The 22,205-nt window shown below is 49.7% G+C and carries 18 protein-coding genes, 2 tRNA genes, 1 rRNA gene and 1 pseudogene; 14 read left to right on the top strand and 8 right to left on the bottom strand.

The genetic code is table 11. The annotated features are described in order from the left end of the window. The first annotated feature begins 312 nt into the window (after positions 1-312). The 6 genes from V3C10_08040 to V3C10_08065 all read left to right on the top strand — a co-directional run bounded on the left by V3C10_08040 (position 313) and on the right by V3C10_08065 (position 6,214). A 23S ribosomal RNA gene (locus V3C10_08040) occupies positions 313-3,200 on the top strand. 202 nt (positions 3,201-3,402) lie between these two features. Then, positions 3,403-3,477 (top strand) — tRNA-Pro (locus V3C10_08045). Positions 3,478-3,488: 11 nt separating this feature from the next. Further along, positions 3,489-3,560 (top strand) — tRNA-Gly (locus V3C10_08050). A 281-nt stretch (positions 3,561-3,841) separates the two neighbouring features. Then, positions 3,842-5,137 (top strand): SPFH domain-containing protein, encoded by a 1,296-nt coding sequence (locus V3C10_08055; protein ID WVP63741.1) that lies wholly within the window; start codon positions 3,842-3,844, stop codon positions 5,135-5,137. A gap of 11 nt (positions 5,138-5,148) precedes the next feature. Next, positions 5,149-5,529 carry a hypothetical protein gene (locus tag V3C10_08060; protein ID WVP63742.1) on the top strand — a complete coding sequence of 127 codons (381 nt, stop codon included), beginning with the start codon at positions 5,149-5,151 and terminating at the stop codon, positions 5,527-5,529. A gap of 109 nt (positions 5,530-5,638) precedes the next feature. Next, positions 5,639-6,214 carry a hypothetical protein gene (locus V3C10_08065; GenBank protein ID WVP63743.1) on the top strand — a complete coding sequence of 192 codons (576 nt, stop codon included), beginning with the start codon at positions 5,639-5,641 and terminating at the stop codon, positions 6,212-6,214. 245 nt (positions 6,215-6,459) lie between these two features. Here V3C10_08065 and V3C10_08070 read toward each other — a convergent pair whose 3' ends face one another. The 3 genes from V3C10_08070 to V3C10_08080 are packed head-to-tail and all read right to left on the bottom strand — an operon-like array spanning position 6,460 to position 9,552. Beyond that, positions 6,460-6,837 (bottom strand): DUF1667 domain-containing protein, encoded by a 378-nt coding sequence (locus tag V3C10_08070; protein ID WVP63744.1) that lies wholly within the window; start codon positions 6,835-6,837, stop codon positions 6,460-6,462. Continuing rightward, entirely contained in the window at positions 6,830-8,062 is a 1,233-nt protein-coding gene (locus V3C10_08075) for an FAD-dependent oxidoreductase (GenBank protein WVP64596.1), read from the bottom strand. Before V3C10_08075 ends, V3C10_08070 begins: the two co-directional genes overlap by 8 nt. A gap of 5 nt (positions 8,063-8,067) precedes the next feature. Continuing rightward, the gene (locus V3C10_08080) at positions 8,068-9,552 is read right to left on the bottom strand and encodes an NAD(P)/FAD-dependent oxidoreductase (protein WVP63745.1); all 1,485 of its coding nucleotides are present in this window, start codon (positions 9,550-9,552) and stop codon (positions 8,068-8,070) included. 163 nt (positions 9,553-9,715) lie between these two features. On the opposite strand from V3C10_08080, the gene V3C10_08085 reads away from it, so the two are divergent. Then, positions 9,716-9,859, top strand: a complete 144-nt coding sequence (locus tag V3C10_08085) for a hypothetical protein (protein ID WVP63746.1) — start codon at positions 9,716-9,718, stop codon at positions 9,857-9,859. A 30-nt stretch (positions 9,860-9,889) separates the two neighbouring features. On the opposite strand, the gene V3C10_08090 is transcribed toward V3C10_08085, so the two are convergent. The 3 genes from V3C10_08090 to V3C10_08100 all read right to left on the bottom strand — a co-directional run bounded on the left by V3C10_08090 (position 9,890) and on the right by V3C10_08100 (position 11,876). Further along, positions 9,890-10,411 carry a GNAT family N-acetyltransferase gene (locus tag V3C10_08090; protein ID WVP63747.1) on the bottom strand — a complete coding sequence of 174 codons (522 nt, stop codon included), beginning with the start codon at positions 10,409-10,411 and terminating at the stop codon, positions 9,890-9,892. A 3-nt stretch (positions 10,412-10,414) separates the two neighbouring features. Further along, a complete protein-coding gene (locus V3C10_08095; protein ID WVP63748.1) occupies positions 10,415-10,843 on the bottom strand; it encodes a pyridoxamine 5'-phosphate oxidase family protein in 429 nt (142 codons plus the stop codon). A gap of 217 nt (positions 10,844-11,060) precedes the next feature. Next, positions 11,061-11,876, bottom strand: a complete 816-nt coding sequence (locus V3C10_08100) for an enoyl-CoA hydratase-related protein (protein ID WVP63749.1) — start codon at positions 11,874-11,876, stop codon at positions 11,061-11,063. A 465-nt stretch (positions 11,877-12,341) separates the two neighbouring features. Here V3C10_08100 and V3C10_08105 point away from each other — a divergent pair, with 465 nt between their 5' ends. Further along, entirely contained in the window at positions 12,342-13,808 is a 1,467-nt protein-coding gene (locus V3C10_08105) for a DUF4454 domain-containing protein (GenBank protein WVP63750.1), read from the top strand. 795 nt (positions 13,809-14,603) lie between these two features. On the opposite strand, the gene V3C10_08110 is transcribed toward V3C10_08105, so the two are convergent. Together V3C10_08110 and V3C10_08115 are read right to left on the bottom strand one after the other, a co-directional pair. Beyond that, complete coding sequence (locus tag V3C10_08110) at positions 14,604-15,017, bottom strand: hypothetical protein (GenBank protein ID WVP63751.1); 414 nt, start codon at positions 15,015-15,017, stop codon at positions 14,604-14,606. 26 nt (positions 15,018-15,043) lie between these two features. Continuing rightward, a complete protein-coding gene (locus V3C10_08115) occupies positions 15,044-15,418 on the bottom strand; it encodes a nuclear transport factor 2 family protein (GenBank protein ID WVP63752.1) in 375 nt (124 codons plus the stop codon). Positions 15,419-15,800: 382 nt separating this feature from the next. Between V3C10_08115 and V3C10_08120 the strand changes: the two genes are divergently transcribed. The 6 genes and pseudogenes from V3C10_08120 to V3C10_08145 all read left to right on the top strand — a co-directional run bounded on the left by V3C10_08120 (position 15,801) and on the right by V3C10_08145 (position 22,201). Then, complete coding sequence (locus V3C10_08120) at positions 15,801-17,312, top strand: sugar ABC transporter ATP-binding protein (protein WVP63753.1); 1,512 nt, start codon at positions 15,801-15,803, stop codon at positions 17,310-17,312. A gap of 15 nt (positions 17,313-17,327) precedes the next feature. Beyond that, positions 17,328-18,344 (top strand): ABC transporter permease, encoded by a 1,017-nt coding sequence (locus V3C10_08125; protein WVP63754.1) that lies wholly within the window; start codon positions 17,328-17,330, stop codon positions 18,342-18,344. A 273-nt stretch (positions 18,345-18,617) separates the two neighbouring features. Beyond that, a pseudogene (locus V3C10_08130) lies at positions 18,618-19,424 on the top strand (substrate-binding domain-containing protein). Then, entirely contained in the window at positions 19,398-20,300 is a 903-nt protein-coding gene (locus tag V3C10_08135) for a substrate-binding domain-containing protein (GenBank protein ID WVP64597.1), read from the top strand. The pseudogene V3C10_08130 and the gene V3C10_08135 overlap by 27 nt, the downstream one beginning before the upstream one ends. Positions 20,301-20,453: 153 nt before the next feature. Then, complete coding sequence (locus V3C10_08140) at positions 20,454-21,140, top strand: D-lyxose/D-mannose family sugar isomerase (protein WVP63755.1); 687 nt, start codon at positions 20,454-20,456, stop codon at positions 21,138-21,140. Continuing rightward, entirely contained in the window at positions 21,140-22,201 is a 1,062-nt protein-coding gene (locus tag V3C10_08145; protein ID WVP63756.1) for an aldose 1-epimerase family protein, read from the top strand. The genes V3C10_08140 and V3C10_08145 overlap by 1 nt, the downstream gene beginning before the upstream one ends. Positions 22,202-22,205: the final 4 nt, after the last annotated feature.

Here is a 22,205-nt window from a genome sequence, read left to right on the forward strand (position 1 = left end):
ATGAGGAATCAGGCATAGGCGTGAAACGCCGTGAACGAAAGGTCGTAGACCTTGAGTGGCACTCTGGACCAGGCAAACGCATCGCATGTACCTTGAAAACTGCATATTGAAATAATATCTAGATAGAGTTTCAAAACTCTTCTGAGTGGCTTGCCACAAGGAAGGGGAGAGAGACAAAATCAAGACATCCGAGGTGTTACACGAAAGTGTAACCGAAAAACAAACCAAAACGAATTTATTTGTAAACCTAAACCAGAGATTCAACGCTATGAATCTTAGACAAGAACCCGCACCCGCAGGTTTGAGTCAATTGGTTAAGCTAATAAGAGCGCAGGGTGGATGCCTTGGCACTAAGAGCCGATGAAAGACGTGATAAGCTGCGAAAAGCTTCGGGGAGGAGCAAATATCCTTTGATCCGGAGATATCTGAATGGGGAAACCCACTTGAGAAGACCTCAAGTATCCATACGCCAATACATAACGTATGGAAGGGAACCCGCTGAACTGAAACATCTAAGTAGGCGGAGGAAGAGAAAGAAAAATCGATTTCCTGAGTAGCGGCGAGCGAAAGGGAAAGAGCCCAAACCAGAGTGCGTGCACTCTGGGGTTACGGACTGCATACGTGAGCCGATTTGTTAATGGAACGGTCCTGGAAAGACCGGCCAGAGAGGGTGAAAGCCCCGTACATGAAAACAATAGGCAGCAGCAGGATCCAGAGTACCGCGAGACACGTGGAACCTTGCGGGAAGTCGGGGGGACCACCCCCCAAGGCTAAATACTTCTTAGTGACCGATAGCGCATAGTACTGTGAAGGAAAGGTGAAAAGGACCCCGGGAGGGGAGTGAAAGAGAACCTGAAACCCTGTGTTTACAAACTGTGGAAGCACGTTAAGGTGCAACCGCGTACTTTTTGTAGAACGGTCCGGCGAGTTGCGGATGCTGGCAAGGTTAAGCACTACAGGTGCGGAGCCGAAGCGAGAGCGAGTCTTAATAGGGCGTCAAGTCAGCATGTGCAGACCCGAAACCGGGTGACCTATCCATGTCCAGGTTGAAGTTTCCGTAAAAGGAAATGGAGGACCGAACGCACATCCGTTGAAAAGGGTGGCGATGAGGTGTGGATAGGGGAGAAATTCCAATCGAACCCGGAGATAGCTGGTTCTCCTCGAAATAGCTTTAGGGCTAGCCTCGTATTAGTTTAGCGGAGGTAGAGCACTGAATTTCCTAGGGGACGTCAAAGTCTACCGAAGAATATCAAACTCCGAATGCCGCGTAAATGATGTACGGGAGTCAGACTGCACGAGATAAGTTGGGTAGTCAAAAGGGAAAGAGCCCAGACCTACAGCTAAGGTCCCAAAGTGTGTGTTAAGTGGAAAAGGATGTGGGATTTCAAAGACAACTAGGATGTTGGCTCAGAAGCAGCCACACATTCAAAGAGTGCGTAATAGCTCACTAGTCGAGAGGTCCTGCGCCGAAAATGTCCGGGGCTAAAACACAACACCGAAGCTTAGGAATTGTCGTAAGACAATTGGTAGAGGAGCATTCTTAAAGGAGCGAAGCAGTACCGATAAGGAGCTGTGGACTTTTAAGAAGAGAGAATGCCGGAATGAGTAGCGAGATGGAGGTGGGAATCCTCCAGGCCGAATATCTAAGGTTTCCAGAGTAAAGCTGATCTGCTCTGGGTAAGTCGGGGCCTAAGGCGAGGCTGAGAAGCGTAGTCGATGGACAACAGGTTGAAATTCCTGTACTGCATATCATCAGAACTGTGGGGACACAGAACCGGTGCCAAACCCGGGAATGAAAAGACCGGGGCAAGCGTAGGACTGGTTAAGCTGGCAAATCCGCTTAACAACAGGAGGACGTGACGCGTAGCGAATTATTAGTAGCGAAGTTGGCGTAGGGGCTGTCGAGAAAAGCCGCTATTGTGTGATATGTACCCGTACCGTAAACCGACACAGGTGGATGAGGAGAGAATCCTAAGGCCGGCGGGAGAAGCATTGTTAAGGAACTCGGCAAAATGACCCTGTAACTTCGGGATAAAGGGTGCCCACGAGAGTGGGCCGCAGAGAATAGGCTCAAGCAACTGTTTAGCAAAAACACAGGTCTATGCAAAACCGTAAGGTGAGGTATATGGGCTGACGCCTGCCCGGTGCTGGAAGGTTACGAGGAGAGGTTAGAGCAATCGAAGCTTTGAATCTAAGCCCCAGTAAACGGCGGCCGTAACTATAACGGTCCTAAGGTAGCGAAATTCCTTGTCGGGTAAGTTCCGACCCGCACGAAAGGCGTAATGATTTGAGCGCTGTCTCAACAATGCACCCGGTGAAATTGAAATACCAGTGAAGATGCTGGTTACCTGCGCCAGGACGGAAAGACCCCATGGAGCTTTACTCTAGCTTGATACTGGGATTCGGTATTGCATGTACAGGATAGGTGGGAGACAAAGAAGGGAGGACGCCAGTCTTCTTGGAGTCACTGTTGGGATACCACCCTTGTGATACTGGATTTCTAACCAGCCACCGTGATCCGGTGGTGGGACAATGTCAGGTGGGGAGTTTGACTGGGGCGGTCGCCTCCGAAAGGGTATCGGAGGCGCTCAAAGGTTCCCTCAGAATGGTTGGAAACCATTCAAAGAGTGCAAAGGCATAAGGGAGCTTGACTGCGAGACTGACGGGTCGAGCAGGTACGAAAGTAGGACTTAGTGATCCGGTGGTATGAAAGTGGGATTGCCATCGCTCAACGGATAAAAGCTACCCTGGGGATAACAGGCTTATCACTCCCAAGAGTTCACATCGACGGAGTGGTTTGGCACCTCGATGTCGGCTCATCGCATCCTGGGGCTGAAGTAGGTCCCAAGGGTTGGGCTGTTCGCCCATTAAAGCGGTACGCGAGCTGGGTTCAGAACGTCGTGAGACAGTTCGGTCCCTATCCGGCGCGGGCGTAGGATATTTGAGAGGAGCTGTCCTTAGTACGAGAGGACCGGGATGGACTGACCTCTGGTGTATCTGTTAGGAATCAATCCTATGGCAGAGTAGCCAAGTCGGGACGGGATAAACGCTGAAGGCATCTAAGCGTGAAGCCCCCCTCAAGATGAGATATCCCATCGCAAGAGTAAGACCCCTTGAAGACGACGAGGTAGATAGGGCAGAGGTGGAAGCATGGCAACATGTGCAGCTGACTGTTACTAATCGGTCGAGGGCTTAACCAAAAGGTTAGGTTATGGATATTGCCAGAGTACTTAGTGAGGTATTGCCGAACTTAGTACGAGGCACGTCAGACACTTAACGAGGTGTTACCGAGTTTAGTGAATTGACAGGGAAACAAAGTTTAAAACGGATGAATTTCAATATGTGGTTTTGAAGGTATATGATTTTTTCATAACTGAATAAGATTATATCAGAAACGGATGACGGGGTGTGGCTCAGCTTGGCTAGAGCGCCTGGTTTGGGACCAGGAGGTCGCAGGTTCGAATCCTGTCACCCCGATTCTATGATATGCGCGAGTGGCTCAGTGGTGGAGTATCGCCTTGCCAAGGCGAGGGTCGCGGGTTCGAATCCCGTCTCGCGCTCTTTTTATTACCAGAATTATCTTAATATAAGAGGAATTCTGGTTTTTTTGTTATATAAAATGCAATTTTCTTATACAAAGTGCAAATATTAGCCCATATAATCTTTTTTCTTTTTTTCAAAATATTCTAAATCCTGTCATCCTAATTGTAATATTCCTGATTCTGTGGTATCCTTTCTTATGTATACAATAAAATAAGTCGTCAATAATGTGCTTTCTATTACAAAATTCGACTATTTTTATGGTGAAAAATGAACCAAAACAGCCAAGGAGGTAGTAAGAATGGCTATTGTTGATGTGATAAAATATAATGGGAACCCGGATACCTTTGCATGGAAATACCCAAGCGAGGAGCTGGGAACCTGGACACAGCTTATTGTGAATGAATCCCAGGAAGCGATTCTGTTTAAGGGCGGCCGGGCGCTGGATGTTTTTGAAAGTGGCCGTCACACTTTAGATACGGCCAATATTCCGTTTCTGAACAAAATTATCAATCTGCCCTTCGGCAACCGTTCCCCTTTTACCGCGGAGGTATGGTTTGTCAATAAGGCATATAATCTTGATGTAAAGTGGGGAACACCGACACCGATCCAGGTGCAGGATGCAAAGTACGGGATTTTTGTACCGGTCAGATCGAATGGTGCCTTTGGAATCCAGATTGAGGATTCCAAAAAATTTCTGGTAAAACTGGTGGGGACCCTTCCGGCGTTTGGAAAGATGGATATTATCAAATATTTCAGAGGTCTGTACATAACGAAGGTAAAGGATTCCATTTCCACCTATCTGATACATAAACAAATCAGCATCCTGGAAATCAATGCGTATCTGGATGAACTTTCTGAATTCATGAAAACACGGATGGAGCCGGTTTTGGAGGAATACGGAATCAAGCTGGCAACATTTTACGTCAATGATATAAGTGTCCCCGAGGAGGATCCGGCCGTTAAACGGCTGAAGGCGGCCCTCGCAAAGAGAGCGGAGATGAATATCATCGGATATAATTACCAGCAGGAACGTTCCTTTGATACCCTGGAGGGAGCTGCAAAAAATACAGGTTCGACGGCTGCTCCCCTCATGGGGGCAGGCATGGGACTGGGAATGGGCCTCGGAATGGGGCACGGCGTAGGCGGAGCTTTTACCGAGATGGCGCAAGGATTAAAAACGGACGATGGCGGAACGAAAGAATGTCCCAAGTGCCACGCAGCCATGACGGGTAAGCAAAGATTCTGCGGTATGTGCGGATTTGATACCGATCAGGAGCCGAGAGAAGAACCGGCGGAGGCAAAATGTTCGGCCTGCGGATGTAAAATTACAAAATCTGTTAAATTTTGCCCGGAATGCGGCAGAAAGATAAATCACTGCCCGGAATGCGGCAATGATTTGGCGGAGGGAGACGTTCAATGCTCTGCCTGCGGGTATGAACCGAAAAAGGCGTGTCCCGGATGCGGAGCCGCAATTACCTCAGAGATGAAATTTTGTCCGCAGTGCGGGGAAGCTTTGGTAAAGAGATGTCCGAAATGCGGCACGGCATTTGAAGGCAGTCCGAAATTCTGTCTGGAATGTGGAGAAAAGCTTTAAAGGAGACGCATATGAAATATAGAAAAACATATGGGATATTGGCGGCATTAACAATTATTCTGACCCTGATCCTGTGTGGATTGTTTATAAGGGACTGGCATGGTGTAACGGCTGTGGCGCTGTTTTTCATGGTTTTGTCGGAAGGAGTTCTGTTTGGCGGATTAATATTCCTTGACGCAATAGCGGATAAGACATCCCAGATTATAGCGAGAGTCGGTATCGGAACGGTAATCATTACATATTCTTTTTTAACATTTATAAGCTCCCTGCTCTTTATGACGGTACTGAAGGAGGCGGTAAAGGGGTTTATCGCAGTGGAAGCGGTGCTGCTAATTGTGGGGATGATGGCCGGAACTATATTTTATACCGTTTCAAAGGCAATGAAACGATGAACTGCGCGTTTTTAACGCGGGCCGCAGCCGTTTCAGCGGCAGGATTGAATGGAATATTAAAACAGGTTTTGAAGTATAACAGAATCATTACAGCGTGGAGGTATATGAGGTGAACAGTTCCAAAACAGCCCTGGTAATAAACCAGATTATCGAAAAAGTTCAGTTGGTGGCAGGAATTATTATCTTGCTGCTTTTCGGTTTATGTACGATTATGTCGCTTTACGATCACGAACTGGGAGCCGGTGGCTTTTTACAGTTTTGTCTTGTCTGCGACGTGATAGGACTGGTTTTAATTTTCTTCAGCAGAAAAAGACGTAAGCTGACCGTGGACTTTAAAAAATATGTAACGGCCTTGTCGGGTAATGAGACGGGAAACATCGATTATCTGGCGGCGGCGCTCAATACTTCCCCGGATATTGTCAAGTCTAACATCGAGAAAATGATCAAAAAGAATTTATTTGCCAATGCTTATATCGATGCAAATTTAAACCGTCTGGTAATTGGCGGAAAAAGTCAGGCCGCCGCACAGTCACGGCCGGTTCCGCCGGCTATAAACCAGGCGCCGGTCCAGCAGAAGATAGAATATATGACGGTGAACTGCAAAGGATGCGGAGGCGTGAACAAGGTGGCAAGGGGAGCCGTAACGGAATGTGAATACTGCGGTTCTATGATAAAGGGCGAATAGGATAATAGGCGAGTAAAATAAAATTCAGGCAGAATAAAAGGTGAGAAAAAATAAAAGGTAAATAGTAGAGACGCCTGACTTAGACTCACATTTACTATTGGCATCGTAACTGAGAGCCCCGAAACCGGGGCTCCTTTTTTGGCAAATTCTGCCCGGATTCTCCCCACCGCGACAACCTAAAGCCCGGGACGGAAGACTCACAACCCTATTCTCATCATCCAGTTCCCGTCCGTTCCGCCGTGTTCTCATTCCTCGATTAAATTCACCCTCTCAATTGGCCGTGTCGCAATAACATCACTGTCCAGTCCAAGCACATTGTGAATCAGGATCTGCCCGATCTGCACCGGGGCGTCAAGGCTGAGTTTCCTGATTTCACCCATGACGTCGAAAATTTTCTCTCTGGGCACCGGGTTTGTCAGGCGCACGCTGCACAGCGGGAGTTCCCCGCTCCTGACCAGGACCGAGGTGGAAATGGTGCGTACCGGGTGAGTCAGTTCCTGCCCGACGTAATCGGCGCCCCTGGGGCATTTGTTTCCTTTTAAAGAGAGGACTTCGGTACCGTCGTACACCGCCTCAATTTCACAGCCGCCCGGGCAGAGGATACAGGTAAATGTTTTAGTCATTGCTCATCACCACCTTTATTGTATGATTTGAGAGAAGAGCGCTCTTAGGGAGGGCAATCTGTTCCATTTCCGCGGGTATCATCCTGTCAAAGTGCGCAGAGGAAATGATTTTTCCATCCTGTTCTAAACGGACGCAGCAGTTTTTGAACGGCCTGCGGGGACGGAAGGAGAGAAGCGCATCACATGTCCCGGTGATCTTCTGAGGCACGGTGTATCCGATGGAGCCGTCTGTTTCCAAAGTAATGGACGGGGCGGGAAGACTGCCGGACAGATAGCGTGTCACAGAATCGGCCAGGCGTTCCGCTTCCAGGGAGACAAAGTCCACCAGGTCATGTACGTGAAGAACATTGCCGGCGGCAAATATGCCGGGCGTGCTGGTGTGGTAAAATTCGTCCACCACAGCGCCTTTGGTTCTGGGATCCAGTTCCACATCCGCCATGGAGGTCAGCTCATTTTCCGGTATCAGGCCGACGGAGAGGATGAGGGTATCGCAGGGATATTCCTTTTCCGTCCCCGGTATTGGATTCATCTCTTCATCCACTTTGCTGACGACGACGGATTCCAGGCGGTTATGGCCCTTGATTTCCGTCACGGTGTGGCTCAGATAGAGCGGAATCTGATAATCGTTTAGGCATTGTTCAATGTTGCGGGGAAGGCCGCTGGGATAGGGCTGTATCTCAAATACGGCTTCAACCGAGGCGCCTTCAAGGGTCAGTCTTCTGGCCATAATCATTCCGATATCGCCGGAACCCAGGATGACAACGCGTTTTCCGATCATTTTATTTTTTAAATTAATATATGTCTGTGCCACTCCGGCCGTAAAGACACCGGATGGCCGTTCACCGGGGATAGACAGCGCGCCGCGGGTGCGCTCCCGGCATCCCATGGTCAGGATGACGGCGTCCGCCTGGTAACACGACAGTCCGCCGGAGGAAGCGGCGATCACCCTCCTGTCGGGAGTAAGGCCGATTACCGTGGTGTCTGTGACAAATTCGATGCCCAGTTCCTTTACACGATCGATAAAATACTGGGCATATTCCGGTCCGGACAGGCTTGTTTTAAAGCGCGTCAGGCCAAATCCGTCGTGGATACACTGGCGGAGGATTCCGCCCAGGTGATGTTCCCGTTCCACAATCAGGATATCTTGGACGCTGTTTTCTTTTAGTTTAATCGCGGCAGCCAGGCCTCCGGGGCCGCCGCCAATGATTATCACATCTTTATGGATTCTATTCATTCGTCTCTCACCGCTCCCGTAAATATGGATGAGCCATTCCGGCTGTATGTCAGTTCTGTAAGTGGTATCTGTTTCTCCCGCATCAGAAGTTCCGTGATCCTGGTCTGGCAGTAGCCTCCCTGGCAGCGGCCCATCATGGCCCGGCAGCGGTATTTTACGCCGGTTACGGTATTTGCGCCCAGCGGCCGCCGGATCGCGTCTAACACTTCTGCTTTTGTGATTGTTTCACAGCGGCAGATAATTTCGCCATAATCCGGGTTACTGCGGATCAAACGTTCCTGTTCCTCCGGCGTACGGCCGCGGAAGGAGATGAAACGTTTTCGGATCGGATTAAAGTTCTGATTGGGCCTTAGTGCCTCGACCTCCTTAATCAGCCGCACCACCTCCCGTGATATCGGAACGGCGCTTGTAAGTCCGGGCGACTCGATACCGACGAGATTGACGGTGCGGGGAGCGAGTTCATCGCGGCGTTCTATGACAAAGTCGTGATAACCGCCGACGCCCTTAGGCGTAAGTTTGGGCCTTATCCCTGCAAAGTTGCGGATAAAACTGTCTCTTTTTATGTATGGGAAGATACGTCCCCCGTCTTTTATCAGCATATCCATGATGTCTTTGGTAGCGGCGTAATTGTCGCGTTCATCAATGTACTCGGTGCTGGGACCGATCATGATGTTGCCGTCCACCGTTGGCGTCAGATGGATTCCCAGTCCGCCGGTACTGTAGTCGGGAACCGGATAGGCCGGCAGGGGCAGTTTATCCCCCAGCTTTTTGTCTAAAATAAAATATTCTCCCCTGCAGGGATAAATGGTATATTCATCGATTCCCAACATGGCCGATATTTTATCGGAGTATAGACCGGCGCAGTTGATGACCCAGCGGGTCATCAAGAAACCGTTTTTCGTACAGACACGGTAATGAAAGTTTCCCTGTTCTGAATGTTTGGTTTCGCGGGTGATATCCGTGACTTCGCGGTTAAAGAAGAATTCCACCCCATTCTCCGCAGCATTTTCAGCCAGTCCAAATGTAAATTCAAACGGGCTTAAAATGGCGGTGGTGGGAGACCACATGGCAAACTCACCGTCGATACAGGGCGCCTTTGCACGGATAAAATCTTTCTCTACAATTTCCAGTCCCCGGATCCCGTTTTTCTCCCCTGTTTCCTTCATTTCCCAAAGTTTTTCCCGATCCTCTCCGGAAAAGCCGACGATCAGCTTTCCGGTCCTTTTATACGGAATATCAAGCTCTCCGGCAATCTGATCAAAACAGGCGTTGCCCTCCACACAAAATTTTGCCATCAAAGAACCCGGTTTATTATTATATCCGGAGTGGAGCACCGCTGAGTTATGGGAGCTGGTTTCACAGCACACGTCGGGCGCTTTTTCCACAACCGCAGTTTTCAGATTGTACCGTGAAAGCTCGCGGGCCACAGCGCAGCCGATGACGCCTGCCCCGATTATTGTAACATCATATATTTGATTCAATTAGTTAACTCCTTTCTTGCGACGAAAATTAACTTACATGACTGAAATGGACTTAAATTAGCTAGCTCAATTATATCTGAATAAAATCATATGTCAAGAATATGGGCGTGTCTTCGAGATGATCATGCGCCTGCTTATAAGGAAATATGCGGATTCTGGATGTATGGTAAAAAAAGTTGCTATTGCTGCAAGATTCGGCAAAGATTATCTGTCGGGAAAACGGCTTGCCAGAATTGGAAATAATGGGGGAATCATAGATGGCGATGCTTATCTGTCCGGCAGACGGACAGATAAGCATGAGACATGATTGAATCGGATTTTAGGAAGTGAGGTAATTTCAGCATCCCATGACCGTATTTTTTAAATATAAGTTAAATGAGCCATATTCTGTTTCTTCAAGCGGCTCCGGGCAGGACATCACAACCAGACGGTGTCCCTGGTGAGCTTCGTGGTACGGTGGGTGAACGTGATCGAAGCTGTTTACCCTGAATCCGGCTCTTTCATAAAATCCTTTCCGATGGATGGAAACTTCATCAACGGGAGGATCAATTTCCAGAATCACTGTCTTTCCCCTCTGCCCCAGAAGTGCGAGGGCTTTTTGGCCATACTGCCGATTGCGTTTATCGGGGGCGATACAGAAATGTTCGATGTAAATAAAATATTCCGTTTCCCAGCATAAAAGAATTCCTACAAAATCCTCTTCATCATAAATCAGGTTAAACTGGTACTCCCTGTTTCCCATGATTTCCGTCTGGGAGGCGGCGGTTCTCTGCTCATGATAAGGAAAGCTGATTTTGTAGAGTTCCATGGCTCTTAAGTACATTTCATTATCAACGGTGGTCAAACATTCAAAGCGCATAACTTATTCCTCCAGTTTAAGCTCTGCCAGTCCGACAGGGATATTATTTTCATAGACCCACTGTGAGACTTTCCGTATCCGGATGAGAAAGAAAACTTCATCGTCCTGGATGAATTCATCATCCTCGGAGAAGGATTCGGGATACCGTTTCCTGTATGCATTTTTAATTTCCTCATTTTCCGGAAGCGTCACTTTTCCGAGCAGTTCCGAACGGCCGGTAAAATAGAAATTCTCCACACAGACGGCGACGTTCGGGTTTTCCATCATTTGTATTGCTTTTCTGGAAGAAAGAGAGGTCCTCACATAGAGAAGCAGGCCGATGGACAGGGGGCTGACCTGACGGACGGTGACCAGATCGTCTGCACTGGTCGCGAGTGAGATTACTTCGGTTTCGGCCAGTGTTTTTTGCAGTTCATTTAAATTTACATTCATATTTTATCCTCCATTATGATGTGGTCTTTCATATTGTCAGTTACAGTATAGCAGATAAAACATGACAACTGGTTGTCATAATATATTTATATCATAGGAAAGTGCTCCTATGATATAAATAAGAAAAGGCCGTGAAAACAGGAGGCATTATGCCAACAGTTCTCACGGCTTTTCTTGAGTGGCGATGAAAAGTCCGCGAAGCGTGCTTTTCGTTGTTTTATCGTTTTTTATCGGATTTTTTATTCAGGCGTTCCACCAGCGCAGCGGTGCGCATGCGGTAATCGTCCAGCTCGGTTACAATACCCATAAAGGAGGAAACCATATCCAGGGAGGAGCGGAGCGTGCTCTGTTCACTCTGATAGATAGCCCTTTTTGTCAGGCGCATGGCCTGCTGGGGGGCTTCCAGAAGTTTCTGCATGTAATTTTCTACATATTCATCAAGCTCCTCAGGGGGAACCGTGTGTGTTACCAGTCCAATCCGTTCCGCTTCTTCTCCCTTTAATACCCTGGCGGTCCAGAACATATCAAGCGCTTTATCGCGTCCAACCAGGCGCGGAAGGAAATAGGCGCCGCCGTCTCCCGGTACGATACCGGCGTTAAAATAACTCTCCGACAGAGTGGCGCTTTCCGAGGCGATTCGAACGTCACACATCAGGGCCATATCCAGCCCGGCGCCGACAGCGGCTCCGTGGATTTTGGCAATTACGGGCTTGTCGATCTCTTCCAGAATGAGCGGTATCCTCTGAATCCCCGTCCACAGGGAGTTCTTCCTGGCAAGAGCGGTGGATGTGATATCATCGCGGCTTTCAAAAAAACCATCACCGGCTGCCATGGCCTTTACATCGCCTCCGGCACAGAATGCCTTTCCATTGCCTGAAAGCAGGACGGCATAGACATCGTCTCTGTCTCTTATATCCTCCAGCGCCGCTGTCCAGAGCTGTATCATTTCTTCACTGAAGCAGTTGAGGTGTTCCGGGCGGTTCATTGTAATGCGGGCCAAATGGTCTTTTACTTCATAAATTAAATCCGGCATAGTCTTATTCTCTCCTTGTGTCAATCAGCCGCAGTTTTCCTGCGTTTTCTATTCAGCAGGAAAGAAAACTGAAAAAGGAAAAATCCTGCCGAACGTTGATTCCCTACCATTATAGTGAGCCTATCCGTTACTGTCAATGTTGCATCTATCCTGTAACAATCTCTTAACAACATACCCAATCCGTCCCTGAATTATTCCTCCATGTATTGCGGCCGTCATATGAAAACGACAGGGTACGGGAGAAGTTCGGAACGTTCAATCGTAAGAAAAAAGCAATGATTTTGACAGGCTGAGCGGATGGAAAGGGCGGTTTACCTATGGTAAAATAAGTAAAAAGAGAGCACCGGGACAAAAGGAGATGCGGATATGGATGGAAGATGGGAATAAAAGGCAGGGAACAGAAGACTCTGGCTCGAAAGATAGCGGAGTTTTTCAGAAGAGAAAAAGAGTAGAGGGGAAAGCAATATGAAAAAAACGAACAAATTGATTATAGTATCGATTTCTGTATTACTGCTCAGCACCTGTTCTGCGTGTGGCAAAAGCGAAACACCGGTAAGTGAAAGCGGAAGTGAAAATCAGGAGCGTCTGGAAAATACAGAGAGAGAAAACGGAGCGGAGCCGGATAAGAACGGCGTCGGCTCCGGCAGGAGAACGGAGACGGAAACAGAGGAAACTACGCAGAATGCAATGGATAACGAATTCGAATTCCCGGCAGGTGCTTCGGCGCTTTGCAGTTCTTATTTTAAGGCAGGGGACTTTCGGTACACCATGGAGATCCTACCGGGCGGACCGGGGGAGAGAAACACATTAAGTGTTACGGTCAATAAGAGGAGCATGGAGCCTCAGGATTGGGAGCGTTCGAATGCCGTCCTGGGACTGGGCGTGTACCGTCTGCCTTACAGCAGCAAAACCTCATCCTACAGCCTTACAAATGAGATGGACGGAGCGGCCGGTAATACCGCGGCCGCTGTGGAACTGAGTGTGAACCGGGACGGAACCGTCTCCCTGAACGGAAACGGCGAGGCGGCAGGGATATACTATACATGCAAAGAGAACCTGGAACTGCCGGAGGCCTTTTACAGACCGTTAAACGGCGCCGATCTGATTGGCCTTAATAAGGAACAGATGAGAATCATCAGAAATCAGTTTTATGCGGTTTACGGGAGAAAGTTCCAGAATGAAGAGCTGAACGCATATTTTGGGGCAAAACCCTGGTATCAGGGCACAACGGATCCGGCTCAGTTTGATGACAGGCTCCTGGGAAACCTGATAAAAAGAAATATATCCTTTTTACAGGAAGCCGAGGATGATTATGATGCAAATAAGGCAAAAGAGCAGAAGAGGGAGTACGATGCGCTCTCTCCGGCGCCCTATCTGTCACTGCTGCCGGAGAGCGGCGAGATCCTGGTTACGCTGGCCTCGGACAGGGAGCATACGGAAGATAGAGGTATTTATTATAAGGCGGAAGGAACAATTTCAGTTCCTATCACGCTGACACGGGAGCAGTACCGCAGGCTTTCGGATGGGGAGGAACTTGTGGTTTCTACCGATGAGCTTACGGGAGAACAGAAAACGCTGAAAAAGGCAATAGACCAGGAATACGGAGAATTTGTATTCGGAGATGAGGCGGAAGGCGATTATGTCATGAGCTCCTATAACCCGGGAACGGGACTTTACAGCCTGTGGGCGGACAGCGCCGATACAAGGTTTAAAAGGGTGTATCAGGGAGACGTCTATGTTTTGAAGGGAGCCTGTGAAGAGTATTACGGATATTTTAATATGAAGCGGGAAGAACTGAAAGAGTCGGCCGGGAATTACAGGGTGATGGATTTTGACGAACAGGGGCCGTATGGGCCTCAGGAGTACTCGGGGAATGTTCTGGTCAGAGATGCAAAAGGGTATGTGAAGGCGCTTTATTTCTGGGGAGATTGAGGATTTAATTGAGGAATGAGAACGCCGCCGGGACGGTCGGGGGGCGGGATGGTGAGGGGAGGGTGTGAGTCTTCAGTCCCGGCTTGCAAGTTGTCGCGGGTGGGGAATCCGGGCAGAAAAAGTTCCTGCGGGAAACGCTTGCGCTCTTTGGAGTGCATAGCAGTACTAAGGCGCCAAAATACGCCGCCTAAGTACTGATGAACTCCCAGGTTCCCTCCGGAATCTTTTTCTCCCGGATTCCCCACGGGAAGGTTATACCCCGGGACTGAAGACGCGAAGGTTTTCGCCATCCCGTACCCCGGCCTGCGGCCGCTGATTTGTTCTTATTCCTTCAGGGGGGAGGTATTGTCGCTACCACTACATTTTCTCGTGCTTTGGATTTTTCTTCGAATCCAGCCCGGAATACCTTCATAAGGTAAAAGATTCACGACTCCATAGTGGCCGCGACAATACCTCCCCCTTACTTGACGAAAGAGACAATCAGCCCTGAAGCCGGCAGACGGGGCAAAACCCTTCGCTGAGTCTTCAGTCCCGTCGACAAACTGCCCGGGGAAGGAGAAAACGTTCCGAAGGGAGACCTTGGAATCCGCCGGTGCTTGCTGAGGTTTCTCACGAAGCTAGCATCCGCTGCGCATTCCACAAGCGGAAGCGAGTCCCCGTAGGAATTTTTTCTCCTGGATTCCCCCTCACCACACCCTATAAACCGGGACTGAAGACTCATCCATCCAACCCACTACCCCGTCCGCCGTCTTACAGAGGCGTCCTCGCATCTCAATTAAATCCTTATTTTTAAAGTCACCCCCCAAACAATCTCCCAAGCGGCCGCACAATATTCGCCAGATCCCGTATCGCGCTGTTCAGCGAATCAAAATCAATGGAGTTCAGTTTGTCCACTGCGTCCCGGATGCTGGATTCGCTGGTGGTAACGAGGCTGTCCATGTTGTCGATCATCTGCGGCAGGTCGGCGTCGGACAGGTCCTGGGATATTTTTTGAATATTGGACACGGACACCTGGATGTCGTCAAACAGGGTGGTGACCTTTGGAATGACGGTGGCGGCCGTGTAGAGGACGATACAGAGAATGAGGATGCTGGCGGCAGCGGTAATCTGGCTCATTCTGTATTGAAGCTTGGCATATTTCTCCTGACCTGCGTTGGAGCGCTCCAGACGCTCCATGAATTGTTTCATTTCTTCCGGTTTCTCCGGCATAGTGATACCTCCTGACAAATTGTGTTTTAATATTTTATGATGGCTTTTCCAATGTGTTTATCGAGACGCCACTGCGGGACGGGGCCGTCGTCACCCCAATATTCATCGACCGAGATAATCTTACCGTCCTCAATCCTGATAAAGGAAACAACATGGAATGATAACGTATGGTCAACGGAATGCACATGGGTGGCGGTGACGGTTAAACTGCCGTTTGTTTCAATTCTTTCTATCTTTCCGTCCCATTCTCCGGGATATTCACAGTTGGCCCGTATAAATTCCTCCACTGTAAAATCCTCATTCGAATTATGCCACCTTACGTGAGCTTCCGGATGGAAAAAGGTTCGGATGGCTTCGGCATCCTGTTTCAGTACCGCACGCCAGAAACGATATAGATCCATAACTTCTCCTTTCAACTCTGATACGGCTATTTTACCATAATACGTGCAGGTATTGTACCGGCATATTGAGATTCCGCCAAATGCCAAACGGTACCGCAGGTTATTCCGTCTCTGTCGTTTCTGCCGTGCTCCTCCCGGCAGGCTCCGCCGCTCATTTCTGCAAATCTTCCCAACAGAAAAATCCTCACAGTCCGTCCATTTCACCGATTCGTCAATAAAAAACAAAAAAACCACCCACCGGCTCGGTTAAAGTGCATAAAAAACCCCCTATAAGAACAATCTTTACCCCCTTATTTGTACAAAACCCCTCTGATATAATAGAACCATAACGATGATATGAAAAATAAGCAGGGAAGAAAAAGGGAAAGACAGGTGTCAGAAAATGAATGAGACAATCGTTTCTATGGAAAATATCAGCAAGAGCTTTCCGGGAGTTAAAGCGCTCGATCACGTCCATTTTGAGCTTCGTTCAGGCGAAGTAATGGCGCTTCTGGGGGAAAACGGAGCAGGAAAAAGCACACTGATGAAAATCCTGAGCGGTGTTTACACAAGGGACGAGGGCAGCATGACAATCTTCGGCCGGGAGTACGGGGATTTAAACCCGAAACAGGCCCAGGAAGTCGGAGTGGCAATCATCCATCAGGAATTAAACATGTGCCGCCATCTCTCGGTAGCGGAAAATATGTTCCTCGGAAGAGAAAAGAGAAAAGGCATTATGCTCTCGAATTCGGCGATGGAAGCCGAAGCACAGAGGATTCTCGATGATTTAAAAATTGATTTAAGGCCGCAGCAGGTAGTCGGAGAGCTTCCGGTATCCATGCAGCAGATGGTAGAGATTGCCAAAGCGCTCTCCACCAATGCCAAAATCCTGATCATGGATGAGCCGACATCGGCCCTGACAGCCAGGGAGATTGAGGACTTATTCAGAATCATACGGGAACTGAAGGAGCGGGGCTGCGGAATCGTATATATTTCCCACCGGCTGGAAGAGCTTCAGCACATTGTGGACAGAGTAACAATCATGCGTGACGGCCAGTACATCACATCCATGAATTTTAAGGATGCGACGATGGATGAAATTATCGCCAACATGGTAGGCCGCGAGATTAAGGAAAAATTCCCAAGGGTAGAGTGTGAGAAGGGAAAGCTGGTCCTGGAGGTCAAGAATTTAAACGCCGGGCGGCTGGTCAGAAATGTTGAGTTTTCCCTCTATGAGGGTGAGATAGTCGGTTTTGCCGGGCTGATGGGAGCCGGGCGGACCGAGACGACGAGGGCGATTTTCGGTGTTGACCCGAAAGAGAGCGGCGAGATTATCCTTGACGGAAAGGAAGTTGTAATACATAAGCCGGAGGATGCAATCAAGGCGGGGATTGTACTGGCGCCGGAGGACAGGAAGAAAGACGGCCTGTGCACGAAGTTAAGCATCCGTCACAACATAGCGCTTCCGAACCTGGATCTCCTCTGCAATAAGCTGGGCGTTGTCAGCAGTGCAAAAGAGCATGAGATGTGTGACAGCGTTGTGGAAAACTTAAAGGTTAAGACGCCGACCGTGGAAGTGGAGGCGGGAAACTTATCAGGCGGAAACCAGCAGAAGGTCGTTGTAGGAAAATGGCTGGCGAGAAACTCAAGGGTTGTCATATTTGACGAACCGACCAGGGGAATCGATGTGGCGGCCAAGGTGGAAATCTACAACCTGATGAATGAGTTAAAGCAGCAGGGAATCGCAGTTATGTTCGTTTCATCTGAGATGCCGGAGGTTATGGGAATCGCGGACCGGATTATCGTCATGTGCGACGGCCGCATTACCGGAGAGCTGAAAGCGGAAGAAGCAACGCAGAATCAGATATTGACACTGGCAACACAGTTTGAGAAAAAGATTGCCAGCGGTGAGTGATAAGGGGGAGAAAAAATGAACCAGACAAAACAAAATCCGATTAAGAGAATTCTTAATGTCCGTGGAATGCGGGGGGCGCTGACAGCGTTTGCCGGACTGATAGTAATTTATATCGCATTTGGAATCATCAATCCGACCGTATTTTCAGGCCAGAACGTAATGAATCTTCTTCGTTCCATGTCCAAATACCTGATTATCGGTATTGGCCAGAGCTACATATTGATTACCGGAAACATCGACCTTTCCATCGGTTCCGTGGTAGGCATGAGCGCAATGATTTCAGCAACGCTTATGACCCATGGGGTGACGCCGGCGGTGGCGATTTTGATTACCCTGGCATGCTGTCTCGTAATCGGCGTGATTAACGGTATTCTGGTAGGAAAGTTCCAGCTTCCTCCATTTATCGCGACACTGGGAACCATGTTTGTGGCCAGAGGCGTGGCATACATGGTGAACGGAAACAGGAATACGGATGCTATCAGCTCCGGTATCGGCAAGGAAGCCGCAGATAAATTCCAGAACTTCTTCTACTATGGAAAGACCGCGGGTGTGTATAATACATTCTGGATTGCAATAGCCCTGTTCCTCGTATTTTTCTTCCTGCTCTCCAAGACGAGAACGGGACGCCACATCTACGCGGTAGGTTCCAATGTGGAGGCTGCGAAGCTCTCCGGCGTCAGCGTAGTGGGGACGATCACAAAGACATACATCGTCAGTGCATTCTGTTCCTTCGTAGTAGGTTTAATCCTCTGCGGCCAGGCCAACATGGGTAACATGGAGGCAGGCAACATGTATGAGATGTATGCGGTTGCGGCAGGCGTTATCGGAGGTATCTCACCGCTCGGCGGCACCGGCATCCTTCTCGGGACACTGGCAGGAGCCTCCGTATGGCAGACACTGGAAAACGGTCTTAACATGATCGGCGTACAGGTAGGTATCCAGCGTCTCGTAATCGGTATCATCGTAGTATTTGCCGTACTTCTGGATGTCGTATTCAGAAAAGGACTGTTTAAGAAAAAACGCGCCAACTAGCTTTGCCGGAGTAACCTGAAATTAGACGCTGTGAAGCAGCGCTAATTATAGAATGAAAAAGAGAATGCGGCCCGCGGCTGATCGGTCGGATCAACGCGGCGGACTGCGAAAAAAGGAGGAAGTTACATGAAGAAAATGAAGAAGCTCGCCGCTCTTTTCTGTGCATCCTGTATGGTTGTCACAGCGCTTGCAGGCTGCGGCAAAAAGGAAACTTCACAGACGGCGGAAACAGGCAGCGCCGTAACGGAGAAGGCTGCGGAGGGCTCAGGAGACCTGATTGCCCTTATCACAATGGATTCTATCGACCAGCACTGGGTAACCCTGAATGAGGGAGCTCAGAAGGAAGCAAAGGCACTGGGCGTAACCGTTCAGTTCATGGCTCCGAATACAAAAGACGACGCACAGCAGATCGAGTGTGTAAACAACGCGGTATCAGCCGGTGCGAAAGCAATTATCGTAGCGGCCAACGGCCCGGACGCCATCTCTTCCGCACTGAAAGAAGCGGCATCGGCAGGCGTAAAAATTGTCTATGTTGATTCACCGGCCAACGTAGAGGCGGAAGCAACCTTCTCAACCGACAACAAGGCGGCAGGAAAGACGGCCGGCGACGAGATGTTAAAGGCTCTTAAGGCAGCAGGCGTAACAACCGGTTCCATCGGCGTTATCAATGTAAATGCGGCAACCGATTCCTGTGTGATGCGTGAAGAGGGATTCCGCTCCGCATTTGAAGGAACAGATTATACAATTCTTGAAACACAGTACGGCGAGGGCGATGCAGCCAAATCCCAGAGTATCGCAGAGAACTACATCACTCAGGGCGTAGTCGGCATCTTCGGCTGTAACGAAGGTTCCACAACAGGCGCGGGCAATGCCATCAAAGCTTCCGGCAAAGACGGAATCATCGGCGTTGGTTTTGACAAATCGGATGCAATCCTCGGCTTAATCGACGACGGATACTTACTCTGTACAATGGCTCAGAATCCCGATGTAATGGGTTCAGAGGGCGTAAAGGCAGCAGTAGCGGCAATCGGCGGTGAGAGCCTGGGCGGAAAAGTGACGGATACAGGCGTTTCCGTATTAACAGCAGGTGCAGCGGCAGGCGCGGCGGCAGCAGCTCCGGCAAAAGCCAGCAAAGAATGGAAAATTGCCCTTATTACCATGGACTCTATCGACCAGCACTGGGTAACATTAAATGAAGGCGCACAGAAAAAGGCAGCAGAACTGGGCGTGTCCGTAACATTTATGTCCCCGAACACAAAAGACGATGCACAGCAGATCGAGTGTGTCAATAATGCAGTGGCAGGCGGCTACAATGCAATCATGGTAGCGGCAAACGGCCCGGACGCCATCTCTTCCGCACTGAAAGAAGCGGCATCGGCAGGCGTAAAAATTGTCTATGTTGACTCACCGGCCAACGTAGAGGCAGAAGCAACCTTCTCAACCGACAACAAAGCGGCAGGAAAGACAGCCGGGGAAGAAATGTTAAAAACCCTCAAAGATGCAGGCGTAACAACCGGTTCCATCGGCGTTATCAACGTAAACGCGGCAACCGATTCCTGTGTGATGCGTGAAGAGGGATTCCGCTCCGCATTTGAGGGAACAGACTATACAATTCTCGAAACACAGTACGGCGAGGGCGATGCAGCCAAATCCCAGAGTATCGCAGAGAACTACATCACTCAGGGCGTAGTCGGCATCTTCGGCTGTAACGAAGGTTCCACAACAGGCGCAGGAAACGCAATTAAGGCAGCAGGCAAAGATGGCATTATCGGCGTAGGTTTCGATAAATCGGATGCAATCCTCGGCTTAATCGACGACGGATACTTACTCTGCACAATGGCTCAGAATCCAGACGTAATGGGTTCCATGGGTGTTGAGGCATGCGTACAGGCTCTGGAAGGCAATTCCCTTGGCGGAGTTGTAAAAGATACAGGCGTTTCCGTACTTAAAAAATAATGATATAACCGTTTTATAACTGTCATTTCCCGGATTCCCCCTAAGGGGACGGAGAGTGGACAGGCAAAAACGCCGAACCGGAGGCTCGGCGTTTTTGTTGAATTGTAATAACAGCCATGATATGATGAAAAGAGAGATTAAGGAGGTTTTTGTATGAAACGAAGCGAGATCAATGCGGCCTTAAAAGAGATGGAAGCGATGGTGAAGGAGTACCGTTTTGCGGTTCCCCCCTTCTGTAATTTCACACCGGAGGAATGGCGGGAGAAGGGGCATGACTACGACGAGATCCGCGACAATATGCTGGGCTGGGACATCACGGATTACGGCCTTGGAAATTTTGATAAGACTGGATTTTCCCTGATTACAATCAGAAACGGCAATCTGAAGATGCGCGATAAATACACAAAATCTTATGCGGAAAAGCTTCTGTATATCAAGGATGGACAGTACTCCCCGATGCATTTCCACTGGTCCAAGATGGAGGACATTATTAACCGCGGAGGCGGCAATGTCCTGATCCGTGTTTACAACTCCACCCCGGAAGAGGATTTAGATAAGGTAAATGACGTCCATGTCCATATCGACGGCAGGGAGATTGTCGTACCGGCGGGAACCCAGGTGCGCCTGACGCCGGGGGAGAGTATCACGATCTATCCTTATATGTATCATGATTTTGAGGTGGAAAAAGGAACCGGCGCCGTGCTTCTGGGCGAGGTGAGCCAGTGCAACGACGACAATACCGATAACCGCTTTTACGAGAAGATGGGACGTTTCCCGAAGATTGAGGAGGATGAGGCTCCATACCGCCTGCTCTGCAACGAGTATCCGGCGGCAGAGTGATGGACGGGGGAAAAGAAGAGCTCCTTCGTTACTGCGGCAGCATGGAGCAGGCAGCCGGCGTGAGGCGGGTGACCTATGAGGACGGACGGGCTTCCGGACTCAGGTGCGCCCTGGTCCAAAACGGAGCCCTGGAATTTCCGCTGATGCTTGATAAATGCCTGGATCCCGCCTGGATCCGCTACCGTGGAATCAACTTAAGCTTCCTTAGCAAACCGGGCCTGCAGGGGAGGAATTCCTACGACACGGCCGGGGAGGAGGCGGTGCGCTCCATCATGGGCGGGGCCATGTTCACCTGCGGCCTCGACCATGTCCACGGGTGCAGGATGATAGACGGAACGGAATATCCGACCCATGGCAGAATGAGGACGACACCGGCCGAAAAGGTCGGGATGGATGCCTTTTTCGACGGGGACAGGTACACGGTGCGCGTGACGGGAGAGATGCGTCAGGCAAGGATATTCGGCGAGAACATGGTACTTCGCAGAACGGTGGAGACGGTGTACGGTTCTAAGGAGATCCTGTTTCGAGATGAAATAGAAAACCAGGGTTTTAAACCGGAACCCCTTTGTTTCCTATACCACTGCAACGCCGGATATCCCCTTCTGGCGCCGGGCAGCCGTCTGATTCTACCGGAAGCTTCCTGCGTTCCACGGGATGAAGCGGCGGCACGGGGGATGGCGGACCGGCTTACGATAGGCCGGGCCGTGGACGGGGAGCCAGAGCAGGTGTTCCAGCATACGCTGGCGTCGGATCAGGATGGAAATACCTTCGGGGCGTTTGTAAACGACGGTCTGGAACTGGCGCTCTGCATCAGGTGGAATGTGAAGCAGATTCCGTATATGACCCAGTGGAAGAGCAGCGCTTCGGGAGACTATGCGATGGCCATGGAACCGACGAACTGCGGCTTTGACGGAAGGGCCGGACAGACAGGGATGCTGGCGCCTTTTGAGAAACACTGTAATGAGATCCGCTTCTGCATCGCCGACGGGCGTGGCCAGATAGCGGAGCTGGAAGAAGAATGCAGGGCTTTGATGGATAATGAGAAAAGGCAGACGGGGTGAGAAT

The organism is [Clostridium] symbiosum (assembly GCA_036419695.1).
Taxonomy (GTDB): Bacteria; Bacillota; Clostridia; order Lachnospirales; family Lachnospiraceae; genus Otoolea; species Otoolea symbiosa_A.